The organism is Rahnella sp. BIGb0603 (assembly GCF_024808755.1).
GTDB classification, from domain to species: domain Bacteria; phylum Pseudomonadota; class Gammaproteobacteria; order Enterobacterales; family Enterobacteriaceae; genus Rahnella; species Rahnella contaminans.
This window is the reverse complement of record NZ_JANUEX010000003.1, coordinates 417,497-435,138: the sequence shown is the minus strand read 5'-3', so window position 1 is coordinate 435,138 and position 17,642 is coordinate 417,497. Positions and strand designations below refer to the sequence as shown.

The window sequence follows — 17,642 nt, the reverse complement described above, 5'->3', positions numbered from 1 at the left end:
CGTGTCCCGTACAATTATGTTGATCCCCACAGGCACCAGCGTAGGTCTGACCAGCGTCAGCCTGGGTGTGATCCGTGCCATGGAACAAAAAGGCGTCAGCCTGAGCATCTTCAAGCCTATCGCGCAACCGCGCACCGGCGGCGATGCTCCGGACCAGACCACCACCATCATTCGTGCTAACTCCACCGTGACCGCAGCGGAACCGCTGAAAATGAGCCACGTTGAAACCTTGCTGAGTTCAAACCAGCAAGACGTGCTGATGGAAGAAATCATCGCGCGTTACCACGAAAACACCAAAGACGCTGAAGTCGTTCTGGTTGAAGGCCTGGTTCCTACGCGTAAGCACCAGTTCGCGAACGCCCTGAACTATGAAATCGCCAAAACCCTGAACGCAGAAATCGTCTTCGTTCTGGCACTGGGTAACGATTCTCCGGCACAGCTGAAAGAGCGCATCGAACTGGCGCGCAGCAGCTTCGGCGGCAGCAAAAACAAAAACATCACCGGCGTTATCATCAACAAACTGAACGCACCGGTTGACGATCAGGGTCGTACACGCCCTGACCTGTCTGAAATCTTCGATGATTCCACCAAAGCCAGCGTTGCCAACGTTGATCCGACTCAGCTGTTTGCCAACAGCCCGCTGCCGGTTCTGGGTTGCATTCCTTGGAGCTTCGAGCTGATTGCCACCCGCGCAATCGACATGGCGAAACACCTGAATGCCCGCATCATCAACGAAGGTGATGTCAAAACCCGCCGCGTGAAGTCCGTGACGTTCTGCGCACGCAGCATTCCTCATATGCTGGAACATTTCCGTCCGGGTTCCCTGCTGGTGACGTCCGCAGACCGTCCTGACGTGCTGGTTTCCGCGTGTCTGGCCGCAATGAACGGCGTTGAGATCGGCGCAATCCTGCTGACCGGCGGTTATGAAATTGATGACCGTATCAACCAGTTGTGCGAACGTGCCTTCCAGACTGGCCTGCCGGTCTTCATGGTAGACACCAACACCTGGCAGACTTCCCTGAGCCTCCAAAGCTTCAATCTGGAAGTGCCTGCGGACGACCATCAGCGCGTTGAGAAACTGCAACAATACGTGGCTTCTCACATCAACGCTGACTGGATTAACTCCCTGAGCGCACACTCCGAGCGTTCACGTCGTCTGTCTCCTCCGGCCTTCCGTTATCAGCTGACCGAACTGGCTCGCAAAGCCGGCAAACGTATCGTGCTGCCAGAAGGCGACGAGCCGCGTACCGTGAAAGCCGCAGCGCTGTGTGCTGAACGTGGTATCGCGGAATGCGTTTTGTTGGGTAACCCTGACGAAATCAAACGCGTTGCAGCCGCTCAGGGCGTAACGCTGGGTAAAGGCATCGAAATCGTTGATCCGGTTGCTGTGCGTGAAGAATACGTTGCCCGTCTGGTTGAGCTGCGTAAAAGCAAAGGGATGACCGAAGTGGTTGCCCGCGAACAGCTGGAAGACAACGTGGTTCTGGGCACACTGATGCTCGAACAGGGTAACGTTGACGGCCTGGTTTCCGGTGCTGTTCACACTACCGCAAACACCATCCGTCCTCCGTTGCAGCTGATCAAAACCGCACCGGGAAGCTCACTGGTTTCTTCCGTGTTCTTCATGCTGTTGCCTGACCAGGTTCTGGTTTACGGTGACTGCGCGATCAACCCGGACCCAACGGCTGAACAGCTGTCAGAAATCGCAATCCAGTCTGCGGATTCCGCGGCTGCATTCGGTATCGAACCGCGCGTTGCGATGATCTCCTACTCTACCGGCAACTCCGGTGCAGGCAGCGACGTTGAGAAAGTGCGTGAAGCGACCCGTCTGGCGCAGGAAAAACGTCCTGACCTGATCATCGATGGTCCGCTGCAATACGACGCCGCTATCATGGCTGACGTAGCGAAATCCAAAGCACCAAACTCACCGGTTGCAGGTAAAGCTACCGTGTTCATCTTCCCTGACCTGAACACCGGTAACACCACGTATAAAGCGGTACAGCGTTCTGCGGATCTGGTCTCTATCGGGCCGATGTTGCAGGGCATGCGCAAACCGGTTAACGACCTGTCCCGTGGCGCACTGGTTGACGATATCGTCTACACCGTAGCCCTGACTGCGATTCAGTCTGCTCAGGCAGAAGCGGCGGTTCCGGCTAAATAAGCTGAACCCTCTGAACGTAAAACGCCGGTCTTGATGACCGGCGTTTTTTTTGGCGCAAAGGAAATTACAGCAACGCTTTTGCGGCTTCCAGAATATGCTCTGCCGTCAGGCCATACTCCTGCTGTAAAAATTCCTGTGTTCCCACCTGACCGTAACGCTCTTTCACACCGACACGGCGCATCGGTACAGGGTGATTCTCTACCAGCACTTCAGCTACCGCCGATCCCAGACCGTTATGAATACTGTGGTTCTCACAGGTCACGATTTTGCCAGTTTTCGCGGCGTACTGAATGATGATGTCTTTATCGATAGGTTTGAGTGTAAACATGTCGATCACGGCGGCGCTGACGCCTTCATGCTCCAGCATTTCTGCCGCCTTCAGCGCTTCCGCCACCATAATACCGTTGGCAATCAGCGTCACATCACTGCCGTCGCGCAGCAGATTCGCCTTGCCGATGGTGAACGTCGAACCTTCCTTATAAACCTGCGTGGCCTGTTTGCGGATAGTTCGCACCCAGTAAAACCCTTTCAGATCCATCAGCTGCAACAGGATATTGCGGAACATCACCGCGTCGGTCACTTCCATCACCACCGAGCTTGCCAGCCCGCGCACAATGCCCATATCTTCAAAAGACATATGCGTGCCGCCATTGTGGCAGGCGCTGACGCCCGCATCCGAAGCGATGATTTTGACGTTATTCTTCTGGTAATCCAGCGACATAAACAACTGATCGAAACAGCGGCGGCTGGCAAAAGCGGTAAACGTATGCACAAACGGCACGCGTCCGGTCAGCGATAAACCGGCCGCCACGCCAATCACGTTGGCTTCCATGATGCCGCAGTTAATCACGTGTTCCGGGTGGTCTTTATGCACGCCGTCCATTGCCATTGAGCTCATCAGATCCGCTTCCAGCGCGATAATCGGCGTGTTCTCGACAATCTTCTCGCGAACGGTATTGGCATAGACTTTACGCATCTCAACCGCATCTTTCTGCAATTCCAGCGTGACTTCAAACATGGGCGGCCTCCAGCTCAGCAATAGCGTTTTCAATTTCCAGTTTTACATCCGGCGTTAAGCGCAGGTGATGGGAGTTCGCCAGTTGTTCGAGATACTTCACGCCCTGCCCTTTTATGCTGTCGAGGATCACCACCAGCGGACGCTGCTCTGCATGACGAACCGGCGTAACGGCTTCACTGATAGCCACCACGTCATCGCCTTTAATGGTCTGAACATCAAACCCGAATGCACTGAATTTTCCTGCCAGATCAAACGGCTTAATTACTTCGTCCAGTGTGCCGTCGAGTTGCTGTTTGTTGTAATCGATGAACAGCGTCAGGTTGTGCAGATTGTGGTGCGCTATAAACTGGAAGGCTTCCCAGCACTGGCCTTCGTTGAGTTCGCCATCGCCAAGGATGCAGAAAACGCGGTTGGAACGGCCTGCCAGTTTATGGGAAAGCGCCATGCCCGCCGCGATGGAAACGCCCTGCCCAAGTGATCCGGTTGTGGCATCCACACCCGTGGTGCGCAGACGATCCGGATGGCTCGGCAAACGGGTGCCGTTTTGGTTCAGCGTTTGCAACTCACTGACCGTGAAATAACCTTTCAGCGCCAGTGTGGCGTAAAGCGCCGGGCCCGCGTGGCCTTTGGAAAGCACGAAATAATCGCGCTCCTGCCAGTCCGGTTTATTCGGGTCGATACGCATCACATCACCGTACAAAACAGCCAGCGTTTCCACCACTGACATACTGCCGCCGTAGTGCCCGAACCCCAGACCGGTCAGCATTTTCAGCGTCTCGATGCGGATATGGCGGGCCAGTTCACGAACCTCCTGGACATCTTTCATCTTGATGGGTCCTTATTTTAGTGAGCACTTATCCTGGCCTGTTATTGCTAACAGGCAGGACCGTGTTTCCCGGATGGATTTAAGAAACGTATTGATGCAGGGAATTACTTCTCAGTGACTTCTTTATCAGCCACTGGTTTTTTGCCGAGATAGTTCCAGGCAACCAGTACCGCGAAGATGCCGACAATCAGCGCCATGATGCCTTCCTTCGACATGAAACGGGCCAGATTACCCAGCAGGATGCCGATGACGCCGAAGTCCGCATCTGAGAATGTCGCGTTGGCAAAGCCCAGCGCGCCAAGCACTGGCAACAGCAGAACCGGCAGGAAGGTAATCAGCACGCCGTTGGCAAAAGCACCGACCATCGCGCCGCGGCGACCACCGGTTGCGTTACCAAACACGCCCGCCGTTGCTCCGGTGAAGAAGTGCGGTACAACACCCGGCAGGATCAGCACCAGATGCATCTGGCCTAGCAGGAACAGTCCGACCAGCCCCCCAAGGAAACTGAACAAGAAACCAATCAGCACAGCATTTGGCGCGTACGGATACACAACCGGACAATCCAGCGCCGGGCGGGCATTCGGCACCAGTTTTTCGGAGAAGCCGACGAACGCCGGAACGATTTCAGCCAGAATCAGACGCACACCTTGCAAGATGATGAACACACCGGCCGCAAAGGTAATCGCCATGATGATGGAGTACACCAGATAGTTCTGGCCAGCGCTGTAGGTTTGCTCGACGAAAATCTGCCCGGCAAACACCGCCATAATCAGGTAAATGATGATCATGGTCAGCGAGATGGAGATTGAGCTGTCACGCAGGAAACTGAGGTTTTTAGGCAAGTTCATTTCTTCGGTTGAGCGTGAGCCCTTGCCGACTTTGCTGCCGATCCAGCCCGATAAAACATAACCGATGGTGCCGAAATGGCCGAATGCCACATCGTCGCTGCCGGTGATTTTACGCATATAACGTTGCGCGAGTGCCGGGAAGAACGCCATGATCAGGCCCAGCGTCAGGGAACCGGTGAAAACCAGTGCAACCCCTTCAAAACCGGCAACGGTCAGGATAACGCTGATCATACAGGCCATATAAAACGTGTGATGTCCGGTCAGAAACACATATTTTAGACGGGTAAAGCGCGCCACAACCAGGTTTGCCACCATACCGAACGCCATAATTAATGCCGTCGGTGCACCAAACTTCTCAAGTGCGATGGAAACAATGGCTTCGTTGTTTGGAATAATACCCTGGATATTAAAAGCATGTTCAAACATGCCGCCGAGTGGATTTAATGCGCCCACTAATACGGTGGCACCGCCAGCCAATACTAAAAATCCCAGTATTGTTTTAACGGTTCCCTTGACGACATCTGAAAAGTTTTTCTTTTGCGCAACCAGGCCAATTAATGCAATAAGCCCGACCAGTACAGAAGGCACTTTTAATATATCAACCACAAACTTGAGCGTTTCCTGGATAAACATATCCACCTCGTTTGTCTATTCGTTTTATTTGTAGGGTTATTCAGTGCCGGTCAGGACACTGGGTGTTTTTCAAAATGCGCAATCAGTTTGGTTTCAAGTTCATTAATATCAATAATATTCGTAATGACTACCAGCTGGTTTTCCGGAATACTGGCACTGGCGGCAATGTCCTTCGCCATGACAAAGAGATCCGCTTCACCCGGGATAGCTGATGACAAATCGGAGTGCTGAACATCGGCCTGAATGTTTAATTTCTTCAGGACTTTCTTGATATTCATTTCTACCATAAAGCTGCTGCCTAAACCGGAACCGCAAATCGCCATAATCTTCATAAATTCACCTGATTTTTATCTGTTTTGAAAGGCGTAGGGTACACGTATCCGCTACGCAGGATAATGCATATGAAAAACACTATTTTTCTGAGAGTGAAATCGTCGGCCTGTTAATAATTAAAACAACTCTTAACCTAAATTAATAACGGGCGATGACTTCCTGTATTTCATGTAAGGCTTTGGCATGGAATATTTTCTGCATATCTTCTTCACTGGAGAACAATTCCGCCAGTTCGGAAATAAGCTCAATATGGCTATGCTTATCGGGTGCAGATAACATCACGACCGTATACACCGGGTCGTTATCTGCCGAATTAAACTTCACCCCGTGCGGCAATGTCAGTAAAGACAATCCTAATCCGTTAGCGCCCTCTTCCGGCCTGGCATGTGGCATCGCAATGCCGGGTGCCAGAACAAAATACGGTCCCAGTTTTTCACGCTGAGCAAAAATTGCCGTCAGATAGTCGGGCGTAATCGTCCCTTCTTTCAGCAACGGTTCAGCGCTCACTTCCACAGCCTGACGCCAGTCAGTGATATCTGTTCTGATCTGAATCCTCTCAGAAGTCAGCCAATCATTCAGCATAGTTATGGCTCCGGTTTATTTTTTTAAGATGGCGGGTCGAATTTCCCCCAGACACCACCAACGATCCAGACTCTACTTCAGCGGTAGCGTTAACATCTGTGATACAACTCACAAAGATAGCGCTACCAAACTTCTATCATTGAGATCTGTGATAGCGCTATCAAAAATAGTCCCATTGCGGAACCATCAGCCCGCTGGCCGCACAAATAACGGTATACTTTGTCTGGAAATTGCCGATAATTTACCGAATTCTGCCGTGGTTGCTGTTCGATACCGGTCCTGCTGCGGCCTGTTTTTTTCGCTATGCCTGCGGGTATAATTTGTGCGCAAGATGCGCAGCCAGGATCGTGAATGTCCATTAACAAAAAAAGACGCAGTACCGGAAGAGTGACGCTGGCCGATGTCGCGCAGCTTGCGGGCGTGGGAAGCATGACCGTTTCCCGCGCACTGCGAACGCCGGAACAGGTCTCCGATAAGCTGCGGGAAAAGATTGAAGAAGCGGTCAGTCAGCTGGGATATCTGCCCAATCAGGCCGCGAGTTCGCTGGCCTCAGCGTCCTCCAATACTATTGCGATGATTGTGCCGAGCCTTTCTGAATCCGGTTGCGCCGAGATGTTCGCCGGTCTGCAAAAAGTGCTGCAACCCGCCGGATATCAGATCATGCTCGCCGAGTCCCAGCACCGGATCGAGCGTGAAGAAAAGCTGCTGGAAACCCTGCTCTCTTATAATCTGGCTGCCGCTATTTTGCTGTCGGTCGAACACTCCGCTAACGTGCGTCAGTGGCTGGATAATCTGACTATTCCGGTTCTTGAAATTGGTGCGCTGACTGACTCCCCGATAGACATGAATATTGGGATTGATTACGTTGAAGCCATGTTTCAGCTCACGCAAACCGTGGTGGCAAAGGGTTATCAGAACATCGGTATGCTGTGTGCCAATCAGGAACAGTGGATTTTCCAGCAACACCTGCAAGGCTGGCGCAAGGCGATGCTCAAGGCGCACATGTCGCCGCATCGCGTAATTAACGCGGCTGAACCGGCCTGCTTCTCAACTGGTGCACAGCAGTTACCGGAATTCCTGCTCGCCTGGCCGGAAATTGACGTACTGGTGTGTGTTTCTGACGATCTGGCCTGCGGCGCACTGTACGAATGTCAGCGACGTCGCATCAAAGTGCCGGACGATCTGGCCGTTGTCGGGTTTGGTAACGCAGATGTGAGCAAAGTCTGCCAGCCGCCGCTGACGACGATAGCGATCCCGCATAAAGAAATTGGAATACGCGCCGCGCAGGCACTGCTGGCGAGGATTAACGACGAAGAATGGGAAGAAGTGACGATCGCCTCGTCATTGTGTAAGCGGGACAGTTGCTAGAAAAGCGGCGGACAACTTTACATCGTCCGCCGGCGGCCTTACTCCGCGTCACCTTCAGAGCGCGCGCTGTCTTCATCGTGCACGCTTTCCGGGGCTAACACAGACGGTTCGCGCGTCAGCGGTTTACCGTGTTCTTTTTCGTTGTTGCGCGTCATCCACAGGGACAATGCCTTCAGGGAATCCGGGGTGAATTCGTCACAGCGTGCCGTAATTTCTTCCGGCGTCATCCAGCGGACGGCATCAATCTCTTCTTCCTGCAAAGCGAAAGGCCCGTGTGAAACGCAGCTAAATAGTGCGCCCCAGACGCGGCATTTATTCTCTTCCTCGAAGTAGAACTGCCCGTGTTCAGCAAACGGAACACCGGCAATGCCCAGCTCTTCTTCCGCTTCACGGCGGGCAGAATCAAGGATATTTTCACCGCTTTGTACCACTCCGCCGGCCGTGGCATCGAGCCAGCCCGGGTAGAAGTCTTTAATTTCAGTTCGGCGCTGAACCAAAATATTGCCCATGCCGTCATGAACCACAATATAGCTGGCACGGTGACGCAGGACCTGAGCGCGCATTTGTTGTCGGCTGGCCTGGGCAATGACCTCGTTTTCTTCGTTGACGATATCTACCCATTCATCCGTACTGATGTTTTGCTCTTGTTCTGACATCCGATGAACCTTCTCTTTTAAGCGCTGGTCTGTGCGCAATAAGTCTGTGCGCAGTGATTTTGCAACACGTCGATAATGTTCGGAGATTCTATCTGGGTCTGCGGGGTTGCTTCAATAGCCATGGATGCATTGGTGCATGGTAAAAGCTAAGTTATGGCGCAAAGTTCGCCATCAGACAACTCTGACATAGACTCCTATTTACCCACGTTATGTTACCCTATTAAATCTGATAATAAGCTTGTGATTAGCAGTAACACATAGGCGCATTTCGCCCCGCAAATCGCCAAGAGTGATTAAAACAACGCAGGAGGCAATATGATCGATCTTTATTATGCACCAACACCCAATGGCCATAAAATTTCTCTTTTTCTTGAAGAGAGTGGCCTGCAATACCGGCTCCACCGCATTGATATCAGCGCCGGAGACCAGTTCAAACCTGAATTCCTCGCCCTATCCCCGAACAACAAAATCCCGGCCATCGTCGACAGCCAGCCTGTTGACGGCGGCGCGCCCGTCAGCGTTTTTGAATCCGGCGCCATTTTGCAGTATCTGGCAGAAAAAACCGGGAAATTCCTGAGTAAAGAGCTGCGCGAGCGCACATCCACGCTGGAATGGCTCTACTGGCAGGTGGCCGGATTTGGTCCGATGCTTGGCCAGAACCATCACTTCACGCATTACGCCCCGCAGCCGGTGCCTTACGCCATCGAACGTTTCCTTCAGGAAACCCGGCGTCTGTACGGCGTTCTGAACCGCCAGCTGGAAAAAAATGCCTATATCGCCGGTGACCATTACAGCATTGCGGATATCGCCACGTATCCGTGGGTGGTGGCGCACGAGCGTCAGCGCGTTGATCTGGCTGAATACCCGGCCGTCCGCAACTGGTTTGAACGAGTTAAAGCGCGTCCGGCCACCCAAAAAGCCTACGCGCTGGCCTCTGTGCAATAAGCCTTCCCGCCTCCGGTATCTGCCGGAGGCGTTCTGATTTCCGCTGAATAAATAATTCCTAATTGTGCTCCATATCGCGCGTTAATGGTGATGACTCATCTATGATTAGAGACAGTTCATCCGCGTATTCAGACAGTTAAGGATCACGATATGAAGATCTTGATTACCGGCGCTACCGGGCTTATTGGCCGTAAACTCACGGAACGGCTTCTCGGGCAATCTCATCAGATTACTGCGCTAAGCCGTGCGCCTGAACGTGCGGCAAAACTGCTGGGGCCACAGGTTCAGATCTGGGAAACCCTCGACGGCAAAACATCGCTGGACGATTTTGACGCGGTAATTAATCTGGCGGGCGAGCCGATCGCCGACAAACGCTGGACGAAAGAGCATAAAGCCTTGCTGTGCGAAAGCCGCTGGCAGTTAACGGAAAAGCTGGCGACGCTGATCAACGCCAGCCAGACGCCGCCTTCGGTCTTCATTTCCGGCTCCGCCGTGGGTTATTACGGCGATCAGGGTCAGGCGCTGGTGCCGGAGGATGAACCGCCGAATAAGCAATTTACCTGGCAACTGTGCGCCCGCTGGGAAGCGCTCGCGCTGACTGCCGAAAGCCCGCGCACCCGCGTTTGTCTGCTGCGTACGGGTATCGTTCTGGCTGAAAAAGGCGGCGCGCTGGCCAAAATGGTGCTGCCTTTCCGCGCCGGTCTGGGCGGTCCGCTGGGCGATGGCCAGCAATATATGCCGTGGATCCATATCGATGACATGATTGATGGCATCATTTTCCTGCTGACGCACGAAACGCTCTCCGGCCCGTTCAATATGGTTTCGCCTTATCCTGCCCGCAATGAACAGTTCAGCGCCCTGCTCGGTGAAGTCCTGCACCGCCCGGCGTTTATGCGCGCGCCAGGTCCGGTAGTGCGTTTGCTGATGGGGGAATCCGCCGTACTGGTGCTGGGAGGCCAGCGGGCCGTGCCGCGCAGGCTGGAAGCAGCTGGATTTGTGTTTAAGCATCAGGAATTGAAAGAAGCCCTGGAGGAGTTGCTGGGGTGAATGGGCAAGTCTTGCTCATGCATGTGAAGAAAAACCGTTTTGGCGTTGCTCCTCCCCCTGCAAAGGGGGAGGAGCTGACTACACGGATCGTTTTACTGCTTCACATCCACCTGATAAAAAACATGTTTCCCAAACGGGTCAATCTCATACCCACTCACTTCTTTCCGTACAGGTTCGAAAATCGTCGAGTGCGCGATCATCACCGCAGGTGCCTGATCATGCATCATCTGCTGAGCCTGCTCGTAGAGCGCGACACGCTTCGCATGGTCGGTGGTTTCCTTGGCTTCGGTAATCAGCTGGTCGAACGGCGGATAACACCATTTCGCGGAGTTTGAACCGCCTTTTGCTGCATTACAGGTAAACAGCGGGCCGAAGAAGTTATCCGGGTCGCCGTTGGCCGTTGTCCAGCCCATCAGCGCAGCCATATGTTCGCCGTTACGGATACGGGTCTGATATTCGCCCCACTCATAGCTGATGATGTGCGCTTTCACGCCAATCTTCGCCCAGTCAGCCTGAATCATCTCCGCCATGCGGCGCGCGTTCGGGTTGTACGGACGCTGAACCGGCATCGCCCACAGATCGATATCAAAACCGTTCGGCATCCCGGCTTCTGCCAGCAAGGCTTTGGCTTTCTCCGGCGAATAATCGTAATCCACCAGCTTATCGTTATAACTCCAGACACCCGTTGGCAGCAGCGTTTTGGCGACAGTTCCGGTGCCGTGGAAAACAGCGTCGATGATTTGCGGCTTATTGATCGCCATGCTCAGCGCCTGACGCACTTTCACATTATCAAGCGGTGGCTTCTGGGTGTTGAACGACAGGAAACCGGTGTTCAGGCCGGATTTGCTCATCAGATTAATGTCTTTGTTGGCACGCAGACGATCAAGATCGGCCGGATTCGGGAACGGCATCACCTGACATTCGTTTTTCTCAAGCTTGGCCATGCGCATCGAGGCGTCTGGCGTGATGGTGTACACCAGACGATCGATTTTAGATTTGCCCTGCCAGTAATCCGGGAACGCTTTGTACAGCAGGCGCGTGTCTTTCTGATACTGCACCAGCTCAAACGGACCGGTGCCGATCGGGTTCTGATCCACCTTCTCCGGCGTACCGGCTTTCAGCATCTGATCGGCATATTCTGCCGAGAGGATAGACGCAAAATACCAGGCCAGATCGGCGACAAATGGCGCTTCCGGGCGGGTCAGATTGAAGCGCAAGGTGTAATCATCCACCCGGTCGATACTGCCAATCAGATCACCCAATTTCAGGCTGTCGAAGTTCAGATACGTGCCGCCGGAGATTTTATGGTAAGGATTATTTTCGTCTTTCTGACGCATGAACGAGAAGATAACATCGTCAGCATTAAAGTCGCGGGTCGGCGTGAACAGTTTGCTGCTCTGGAATTTCACGCCTTTGCGCAGATGGAACGTGTAGGTTTTGCCGTCCGGGCTGACATCCCAGCTTTCCGCCAGGCTTGGCACCAGCTCCGTCGTGCCGGTTTTGAAATCCACCAGACGATTGTAAATCGGCACGGCGCTGGCATCCACCGAGGTGCCCGAGGTGTAAAGTTGCGGGTTGAATTGCTCCGGCGAACCCTCAGAGCAGTAAACCAGCGTTTTCGCCGAAGCGCCGCCGGTGAGGGCTAATGCCAGTAAACCTGTGCTTATTTTTAAGATGTTGTGTTTCATTCTTTTCCCTATTTTCCCTGTCCGGAGAGTGTTTAGATCTTCTTCATCGTGGAACATAAAGCAAAAACAGATTAACATCTGGATAACACCTAGTAATGCTTTGTTATATATGAAAATCTTATAACAACACACCTTATTGGCGATCATTCAGAGGTCAAGATGTCGACACAAATCGCAAAACAGCTTACCGAACGTTTCTACCGCTATCTCTCCGTGACGTCACAAAGTGATGCCAGTGCGACTACGCTGCCGAGTACGCCGGGGCAGCATGATATGGCGCGTTTACTGGCCGATGAGCTGCACCAGCTCGGTCTGGAAAACATTCAGATTGACGAACACGCGACCGTTACTGCCGTCAAACCGGGCACGAAAAAAGGTGGCCCGCGCATCGGTTTCATTACGCATATTGATACCGTGGATGTCGGCCTGCGCCCTGACATTCACCCGCAAACGCTGCGTTTCACCGGCGATGATTTGTGTCTCAATAAAGAACAGGATATCTGGCTGCGACCTGCGGAAAGGCCTGAGATTTTACCGTATCTGGGTGAGGAGATTATTTTCAGTGATGGCACCAGCGTACTCGGCGCGGACAATAAAGCGGCCGTCACCGTGGTGATGACGCTGCTGGAAAACCTCGGCGCAGACCAGGAATACGGCGATATCGTGGTAGCGTTTGTCCCTGATGAAGAGATCGGCCTGCGCGGCGCAAAGGCGCTGGATCTCGCCCGTTTTGACGTGGATTTCGCCTACACCATAGACTGCTGCGAGCTTGGCGAAGTGGTATACGAAAACTTCAACGCTGCTGCTGCTGAAATTACCTTTACCGGCGTCACCGCGCATCCGATGTCCGCCAAAGGCGTGCTGGTGAATCCGCTGCTGATGGCACAGGACTTCATCAGTCATTTCGACCGCGCTGAGACGCCGGAAAATACCGAAGGCCGCGAAGGTTATGTGTGGTTTAACGGCATGAGCGCCTCGCAGCAAGGGGCTAAGCTGAACGCGTCAATCCGCGATTTTGACAGCGCCAGTTTTGCTGCACGTAAGCAGAAAATTCACGACGTCGCGAAAGACATTGCCGCGCAATATCCGGCGGCAAAAGTGTCAGTTGAAATCAGCGACACCTACAGCAATATCAGCAGCGCCATCGGCGAAGACCGTCGTGCGATTGATTTGATTTTTGCGGGTCTTAAAGAGATTGGCGTTGAGCCGAAAGTGATCCCGATGCGCGGCGGTACCGACGGCGCAGCGCTGTCAGCGAAAGGTTTGCTGACGCCAAACTACTTCACCGGCGCGCATAATTTCCACTCGAAATATGAGTTCCTGCCGGTGAATTCGTTTGTGAAATCCTATGAACTGACCGTACAGCTTTGCCTGTTGGCTGCGAAAGGCTGATCCTGCTTTAGTTGAGAAAAACCCACACGCCATCCCAGCCTTCCCCTCGTGAGAGGGGAAGGAGCACGGATATCACTTCAATGCACCTGAAAGGAACTGTTGCAGACGGGCACTTTTCGGGTTGCCAAAGACTTCATCAGGATCACCCTGCTCTTCGATAACGCCCTGATGCAGGAAAATCACATGGCTGGAAACGTGACGGGCAAATTCCATTTCGTGTGTGACCACCACCATGGTTTTCCCCTCTTCCGCCAGTTTTTGCATGATGCGCAAGACTTCGCCTACCAGTTCAGGGTCAAGTGCTGACGTCGGTTCATCGAACAGCAGCACTTCCGGTTCCATCGCCAGTGCACGCGCGATAGACACGCGCTGTTGCTGTCCGCCTGACAAGTTTACCGGATATTTCCCCTGCGCACGGGCATCGATGCCCACTTTATCGAGGTATTTCACCGCACGTTCGCGCGCTTCGGCTTTGCTTAATCCCAGCACCTGAACCGGCGCTTCCATCACGTTTTCCAGCACCGTCATGTGGCTCCACAAATTGAAATGCTGGAAGACCATCGTCAGTTTAGTGCGCAGCAGTTGCAGCTGTTTTTTGTCGAAAACTTTCAGTTGCCCGTCGGTGTCGCGCACCATACGGATATCCTGATTATTGACGCTGATCGAACCTTCGCTCGGTTTTTCCAGGAAGTTAATGCAGCGCAAAAAGGTACTTTTTCCGGAACCGGACGAACCGATAATGCTGATGACATCGCCCGCATTTGCAGACAAAGACACACCTTTCAGCACTTCGTGGTCACCGTAGCGTTTGTGTAAGTCGAGAACCGCTAATTTGTTTTCTGGCATAATATTTATATCCGCAATGGTTATTTTTATCAGTGGCTTGACTGAGGCTTCACGTGCGCCAGCCAGCGTTTTTCCGCCTTGCGGAACAGACCAATCAGGACAAAAGAAACACAAAGATAAATCACCGCCGCAATCCCGAATGCGTAAAAAGGCTGATAGGTCGCGGAGTTAATATCACGGGCGATTTTCAGCACATCCGGCACCGTGGCGGTAAAGGCCAGCGCGGTGGAATGCAGCATCAGAATCACTTCATTACTGTACGCAGGCAGCGCGGTGCGCAGAGCCGACGGCAAAATAATGCAGGTATACAGTTTAAAGCGTGAGAAACCGTACGCATTAGCCGCTTCAATTTCACCGTGCGGAACGGAGCGGATCGCGCCGGCAAAAATCTCGGTGGTGTACGCGCAGGTATTGAGCGTCAGCGCCAAAATCGTACAGTTCAGCCCGCTGCGGAAGAAAGCATTGAGGAAGTCTGTGCCACGCACAATTTCCAGGCTGTACATGCCGGAGTAAAACACCAGCAGCTGCACGTAAAGCGGTGTACCGCGAAAAACGTAGGTATAAAGCCAGATTGGATAGCGCAGGAATTTGTTGGAGGAAACGCGGCCAACCGCCATCGGCACCGCCAGTAATCCGCCCATCACGACGGAGCTTATTAACAGCCACAGCGTAATCGCCAGTCCGGTAAAACGGTAACCGTCGCTGTACAGCAAGGACATGCCGTATTGTTGTAAAATTTCGATCATAGGTCCGCCCTCTTCACACCCAGCGAATAACGGCGATCAAGCCAGACCAGCACGCCGTTCGACAGCGTGGTGAAAATCAGATAAACCACACCCGCGACAATCGCGAAGTAGAAAGGCTGATACGTGCCTTTGCCTGCCAGCTGCGTCGCTTTCACCACGTCATTCAGGCCAAGCAGGGACACCAGCGCGGTGGCTTTCAATATAACCTGCCAGTTGTTGGCAATGCCGGGCAGCGCAAAACGCATCATGGCCGGGAATAAAATACGACGAAAAATCTGCGAGCCGCTGAAACCAAACGCCGTCGCGGCTTCAATCTGACCGCGGGGAACCGCCATAAAAGCACCGCGGAACGTCTCGGTAAAATAAGCGCCGTAAATAAAACCCAGGGTAATAATACCCGCGCTCATAGGATCGATATCAATCTGAGAAAAACCTAAGGATTCAGTCAGGCTGTTAAGCGCAATCTGCAATCCGTAGAAAATAAGCAACATTAAAACCAGGTCAGGGACGCCGCGAATAAGCGTGGTGTAACAACCAAAAATACCCGAAATAACCCGGCTTTTTGACAGTTTCCCGCCAGCCCCGATAAGCCCGATCACCAACGCTAAAATCACTGACGAAATCGCCAGCTCCAGTGTCACCAATGTGCCCTGGATAATTACCTGGGAATACCCATACAGCATGTATTTGTCCTGTCTTCAGTGGATCCCGGCGCAGGTTACGCTAACCCTGCGTCAGAACCGCAGGGAGCGGCGAACCGCTCCCTTTGGCACATCTCACAGCGCAAATCAGCCGCCGTAAACGTCAAAATCGAAGTATTTTTTGGCCAGTTTGTCGTAAGTACCGTCTTTACGCATGCTGTCGAATGCTTTGTTTAGCGCAGCCTGCAAATCGGTTTCGTTCTTACGCAGACCCATGCCTGTGCCCACACCGAAGAATTTATCGTCTTTCACGGAAGGACCCGCGAACGCGTAATCTTTACCGGCAGCCTGTTTCAGGAAGCCTTCGCTGCCTGCCACTTCATCCTGGAAAGCCACATCCAGACGACCTGAGGCCAGATCAGCGTAGATCAGATCCTGGTTCTGGTAAGCCACCACGTTGATGCCTTTTGGCTGCCACATTGCGTTGGCATAGGCTTCCTGAGTAGAACCTTGCAGAACACCGACGTTTTTGCCTTTCAGCGCGTCCAGCGTTGGCAGAATTTTAGAACCTTTTGGCGCGATCAGACGGGCGTTAGCCGCGTACAGTTTTTCCGTGAAATCAATTTCCTGCTGACGTTTTTCAGTGATCGACAGGGAAGAGATAATCGCATCAATTTTCTTCGCTTTCAGAGAAGGGATCAGCGCATCAAAGTCACTTTCAACGTAAGTACATTTGATGGCTGCGCGTTTACACATCTCGTTAGCCAGGTCGATATCAAAACCTACCAGCTTGCCGCTGGAGTCTTTTGATTCAAATGGGGCGTAAGTCGGATCAGTACCGATATTAATTGCTTTAGGCGCGGCAGCAAATGCACTACCTGCACTGGCTAAGACCAGAACCAGCGGAAGAACCTTGAACAACTTTTTCATACATTAGCCTCAGTGATTATTCATCTGTTGTGGTTGTGTGTGCGTGAATGAACGTCTTTTTATAGTTTGCTGAACGGCGCAAATGGCTTTTTGCCAGGTTTTCTCATGCACGTTCCGTGCCGTTTCTCCGTAAGGTCATTTTCATCTCATGAAGAACGAAAACCGTTCAAAAAAGCATCGGGATAATGAAAGTTTTCAAAGGTCTGAAGGAAGAATAGCTGAAGCGCCCGTGAACACTGCACCTTAATGAATCAAATTGTGATCATTGTTGGTGCAATGTAACGGTATTGCGCAAAAGAGGTGCGTAACGCGGTGAGAAAGTTTAGTGACTGCCCTGCCATCGAACAAATAAGTCTTGCGGAAGCTCGATATCAAACTGGTCGATCACCCGGTTGACGGTCTGATCGATAATATCTTCCACGGTTGCCGGCCGGTGATAAAACGCCGGAACCGGCGGCATAATAATCGCGCCCAGCTCGGCGGCCTGCGTCATCAGCCGTAAATGCCCCAGATGCAGCGGGGTTTCACGCACGCAAAGTACAAGGCGTCGCCTTTCCTTGAGCACAACATCCGCCGCGCGCGTCAGTAAACCGTCGGTATAACTGTTCACAATGCCGGAAAGGGTTTTGACCGAACAAGGCAAAATCACCATGCCCGTGGTTTTAAATGAGCCGGAGGAGATACTGGCGGCGATATCGCGGGAATCATGCACGACGTCGGCCAGCGCCTGAACATCGCGCAGTGTCAGATCCGTTTCCAGCGTCAGCGTCTGGCGGGCGGCATTGCTCATCACCAGATGGGTTTCAATATCCGGCACGCTCTGCAAAACCTGCAAAAGCCTGACACCATAAATTGCGCCGCTGGCGCCGGAAATACCGACAATAAGTCGTTTCATGAACACTGCCTTAGAAAATGTTACCGGACCTGATGCCGCCAATACTGACATAAATTCAGACATAAAAAAACGCGCCCGCCCGGAGTT

Annotated in this window: 17 protein-coding genes; 5 read left to right on the top strand and 12 right to left on the bottom strand. The window is 52.8% G+C overall.

Annotation, left to right across the window (positions count from 1 at the left end):
• The first annotated feature begins 16 nt into the window (after positions 1–16).
• Entirely contained in the window at positions 17–2,161 is a 2,145-nt protein-coding gene (gene pta, locus M2403_RS10520; protein WP_193333090.1) for a phosphate acetyltransferase, read from the top strand.
• A 64-nt stretch (positions 2,162–2,225) separates the two neighbouring features.
• On the opposite strand, the gene M2403_RS10515 is transcribed toward pta, so the two are convergent.
• The 5 genes from M2403_RS10515 to M2403_RS10495 all read right to left on the bottom strand — a co-directional run bounded on the left by M2403_RS10515 (position 2,226) and on the right by M2403_RS10495 (position 6,401).
• The gene (locus M2403_RS10515; RefSeq protein ID WP_259229102.1) at positions 2,226–3,179 is read right to left on the bottom strand and encodes a transketolase family protein; all 954 of its coding nucleotides are present in this window, start codon (positions 3,177–3,179) and stop codon (positions 2,226–2,228) included.
• A complete protein-coding gene (locus M2403_RS10510; protein ID WP_152324378.1) occupies positions 3,172–4,005 on the bottom strand; it encodes a transketolase in 834 nt (277 codons plus the stop codon). The genes M2403_RS10515 and M2403_RS10510 overlap by 8 nt, the downstream gene beginning before the upstream one ends.
• 104 nt (positions 4,006–4,109) lie before the next feature.
• Positions 4,110–5,486, bottom strand: coding sequence for a PTS ascorbate transporter subunit IIC (locus M2403_RS10505; protein ID WP_165058307.1), 1,377 nt, complete (start codon positions 5,484–5,486; stop codon positions 4,110–4,112).
• Positions 5,487–5,536: 50 nt separating this feature from the next.
• Entirely contained in the window at positions 5,537–5,818 is a 282-nt protein-coding gene (locus tag M2403_RS10500; protein ID WP_013574575.1) for a PTS sugar transporter subunit IIB, read from the bottom strand.
• Positions 5,819–5,957: 139 nt separating this feature from the next.
• Entirely contained in the window at positions 5,958–6,401 is a 444-nt protein-coding gene (locus tag M2403_RS10495; protein WP_152324380.1) for a PTS sugar transporter subunit IIA, read from the bottom strand.
• 351 nt (positions 6,402–6,752) lie between these two features.
• Between M2403_RS10495 and M2403_RS10490 the strand changes: the two genes are divergently transcribed.
• Positions 6,753–7,769: a LacI family DNA-binding transcriptional regulator gene (locus M2403_RS10490; protein WP_259229101.1), complete on the top strand. Its 1,017-nt coding sequence runs from the start codon at positions 6,753–6,755 to the stop codon at positions 7,767–7,769.
• Between the two features lie 38 nt (positions 7,770–7,807).
• Here M2403_RS10490 and yfcD read toward each other — a convergent pair whose 3' ends face one another.
• On the bottom strand, positions 7,808–8,425 hold the full coding sequence (yfcD, locus tag M2403_RS10485; RefSeq protein WP_165058308.1) for an NUDIX hydrolase YfcD: 618 nt from the start codon (positions 8,423–8,425) through the stop codon (positions 7,808–7,810).
• A 315-nt stretch (positions 8,426–8,740) separates the two neighbouring features.
• On the opposite strand from yfcD, the gene yfcG reads away from it, so the two are divergent.
• Positions 8,741–9,370: a GSH-dependent disulfide bond oxidoreductase gene (yfcG, locus tag M2403_RS10480; RefSeq protein ID WP_152324383.1), complete on the top strand. Its 630-nt coding sequence runs from the start codon at positions 8,741–8,743 to the stop codon at positions 9,368–9,370.
• Between the two features lie 150 nt (positions 9,371–9,520).
• On the top strand, positions 9,521–10,417 hold the full coding sequence (locus tag M2403_RS10475) for a TIGR01777 family oxidoreductase (protein ID WP_259229100.1): 897 nt from the start codon (positions 9,521–9,523) through the stop codon (positions 10,415–10,417).
• Between the two features lie 92 nt (positions 10,418–10,509).
• Here M2403_RS10475 and M2403_RS10470 read toward each other — a convergent pair whose 3' ends face one another.
• Entirely contained in the window at positions 10,510–12,105 is a 1,596-nt protein-coding gene (locus M2403_RS10470) for an ABC transporter substrate-binding protein (RefSeq protein ID WP_259229099.1), read from the bottom strand.
• A gap of 159 nt (positions 12,106–12,264) precedes the next feature.
• Between M2403_RS10470 and pepT the strand changes: the two genes are divergently transcribed.
• The gene (pepT, locus tag M2403_RS10465) at positions 12,265–13,497 is read left to right on the top strand and encodes a peptidase T (RefSeq protein ID WP_259229098.1); all 1,233 of its coding nucleotides are present in this window, start codon (positions 12,265–12,267) and stop codon (positions 13,495–13,497) included.
• Positions 13,498–13,569: 72 nt separating this feature from the next.
• Here pepT and hisP read toward each other — a convergent pair whose 3' ends face one another.
• The 5 genes from hisP to M2403_RS10440 all read right to left on the bottom strand — a co-directional run bounded on the left by hisP (position 13,570) and on the right by M2403_RS10440 (position 17,555).
• Positions 13,570–14,343, bottom strand: coding sequence for a histidine ABC transporter ATP-binding protein HisP (gene hisP, locus M2403_RS10460; RefSeq protein WP_152324387.1), 774 nt, complete (start codon positions 14,341–14,343; stop codon positions 13,570–13,572).
• Between the two features lie 29 nt (positions 14,344–14,372).
• On the bottom strand, positions 14,373–15,089 hold the full coding sequence (locus M2403_RS10455) for an ABC transporter permease (protein WP_152324388.1): 717 nt from the start codon (positions 15,087–15,089) through the stop codon (positions 14,373–14,375).
• Positions 15,086–15,772, bottom strand: coding sequence for a histidine ABC transporter permease HisQ (locus M2403_RS10450; protein WP_152324389.1), 687 nt, complete (start codon positions 15,770–15,772; stop codon positions 15,086–15,088). Before M2403_RS10450 ends, M2403_RS10455 begins: the two co-directional genes overlap by 4 nt.
• A 105-nt stretch (positions 15,773–15,877) precedes the next feature.
• Positions 15,878–16,660, bottom strand: coding sequence for a lysine/arginine/ornithine ABC transporter substrate-binding protein ArgT (argT, locus tag M2403_RS10445; protein ID WP_101076128.1), 783 nt, complete (start codon positions 16,658–16,660; stop codon positions 15,878–15,880).
• Positions 16,661–16,982: 322 nt separating this feature from the next.
• On the bottom strand, positions 16,983–17,555 hold the full coding sequence (locus tag M2403_RS10440; protein WP_152324390.1) for a UbiX family flavin prenyltransferase: 573 nt from the start codon (positions 17,553–17,555) through the stop codon (positions 16,983–16,985).
• Positions 17,556–17,642: the final 87 nt, after the last annotated feature.

Excerpts from the sequence above, each read along its gene's own strand:
- argT (WP_101076128.1), bottom strand. The coding sequence starts at position 16,660 with ATGAAAAAGTTGTTCAAGGTTCTTCCGCTGGTTCTGGTCTTAGCCAGT.
- M2403_RS10500 (WP_013574575.1), bottom strand. The coding sequence starts at position 5,818 with ATGAAGATTATGGCGATTTGCGGTTCCGGTTTAGGCAGCAGCTTTATG.
- M2403_RS10515 (WP_259229102.1), bottom strand. The coding sequence starts at position 3,179 with ATGTTTGAAGTCACGCTGGAATTGCAGAAAGATGCGGTTGAGATGCGT.
- yfcG (WP_152324383.1), top strand. The coding sequence starts at position 8,741 with ATGATCGATCTTTATTATGCACCAACACCCAATGGCCATAAAATTTCT.
- M2403_RS10440 (WP_152324390.1), bottom strand. The coding sequence starts at position 17,555 with ATGAAACGACTTATTGTCGGTATTTCCGGCGCCAGCGGCGCAATTTAT.
- M2403_RS10490 (WP_259229101.1), top strand. The coding sequence starts at position 6,753 with ATGTCCATTAACAAAAAAAGACGCAGTACCGGAAGAGTGACGCTGGCC.
- M2403_RS10455 (WP_152324388.1), bottom strand. The coding sequence starts at position 15,089 with ATGATCGAAATTTTACAACAATACGGCATGTCCTTGCTGTACAGCGAC.
- M2403_RS10510 (WP_152324378.1), bottom strand. The coding sequence starts at position 4,005 with ATGAAAGATGTCCAGGAGGTTCGTGAACTGGCCCGCCATATCCGCATC.
- hisP (WP_152324387.1), bottom strand. The coding sequence starts at position 14,343 with ATGCCAGAAAACAAATTAGCGGTTCTCGACTTACACAAACGCTACGGT.
- M2403_RS10505 (WP_165058307.1), bottom strand. The coding sequence starts at position 5,486 with ATGTTTATCCAGGAAACGCTCAAGTTTGTGGTTGATATATTAAAAGTG.
- M2403_RS10470 (WP_259229099.1), bottom strand. The coding sequence starts at position 12,105 with ATGAAACACAACATCTTAAAAATAAGCACAGGTTTACTGGCATTAGCC.
- pepT (WP_259229098.1), top strand. The coding sequence starts at position 12,265 with ATGTCGACACAAATCGCAAAACAGCTTACCGAACGTTTCTACCGCTAT.
- pta (WP_193333090.1), top strand. The coding sequence starts at position 17 with ATGTTGATCCCCACAGGCACCAGCGTAGGTCTGACCAGCGTCAGCCTG.
- M2403_RS10450 (WP_152324389.1), bottom strand. The coding sequence starts at position 15,772 with ATGCTGTATGGGTATTCCCAGGTAATTATCCAGGGCACATTGGTGACA.
- yfcD (WP_165058308.1), bottom strand. The coding sequence starts at position 8,425 with ATGTCAGAACAAGAGCAAAACATCAGTACGGATGAATGGGTAGATATC.
- M2403_RS10495 (WP_152324380.1), bottom strand. The coding sequence starts at position 6,401 with ATGCTGAATGATTGGCTGACTTCTGAGAGGATTCAGATCAGAACAGAT.
- M2403_RS10475 (WP_259229100.1), top strand. The coding sequence starts at position 9,521 with ATGAAGATCTTGATTACCGGCGCTACCGGGCTTATTGGCCGTAAACTC.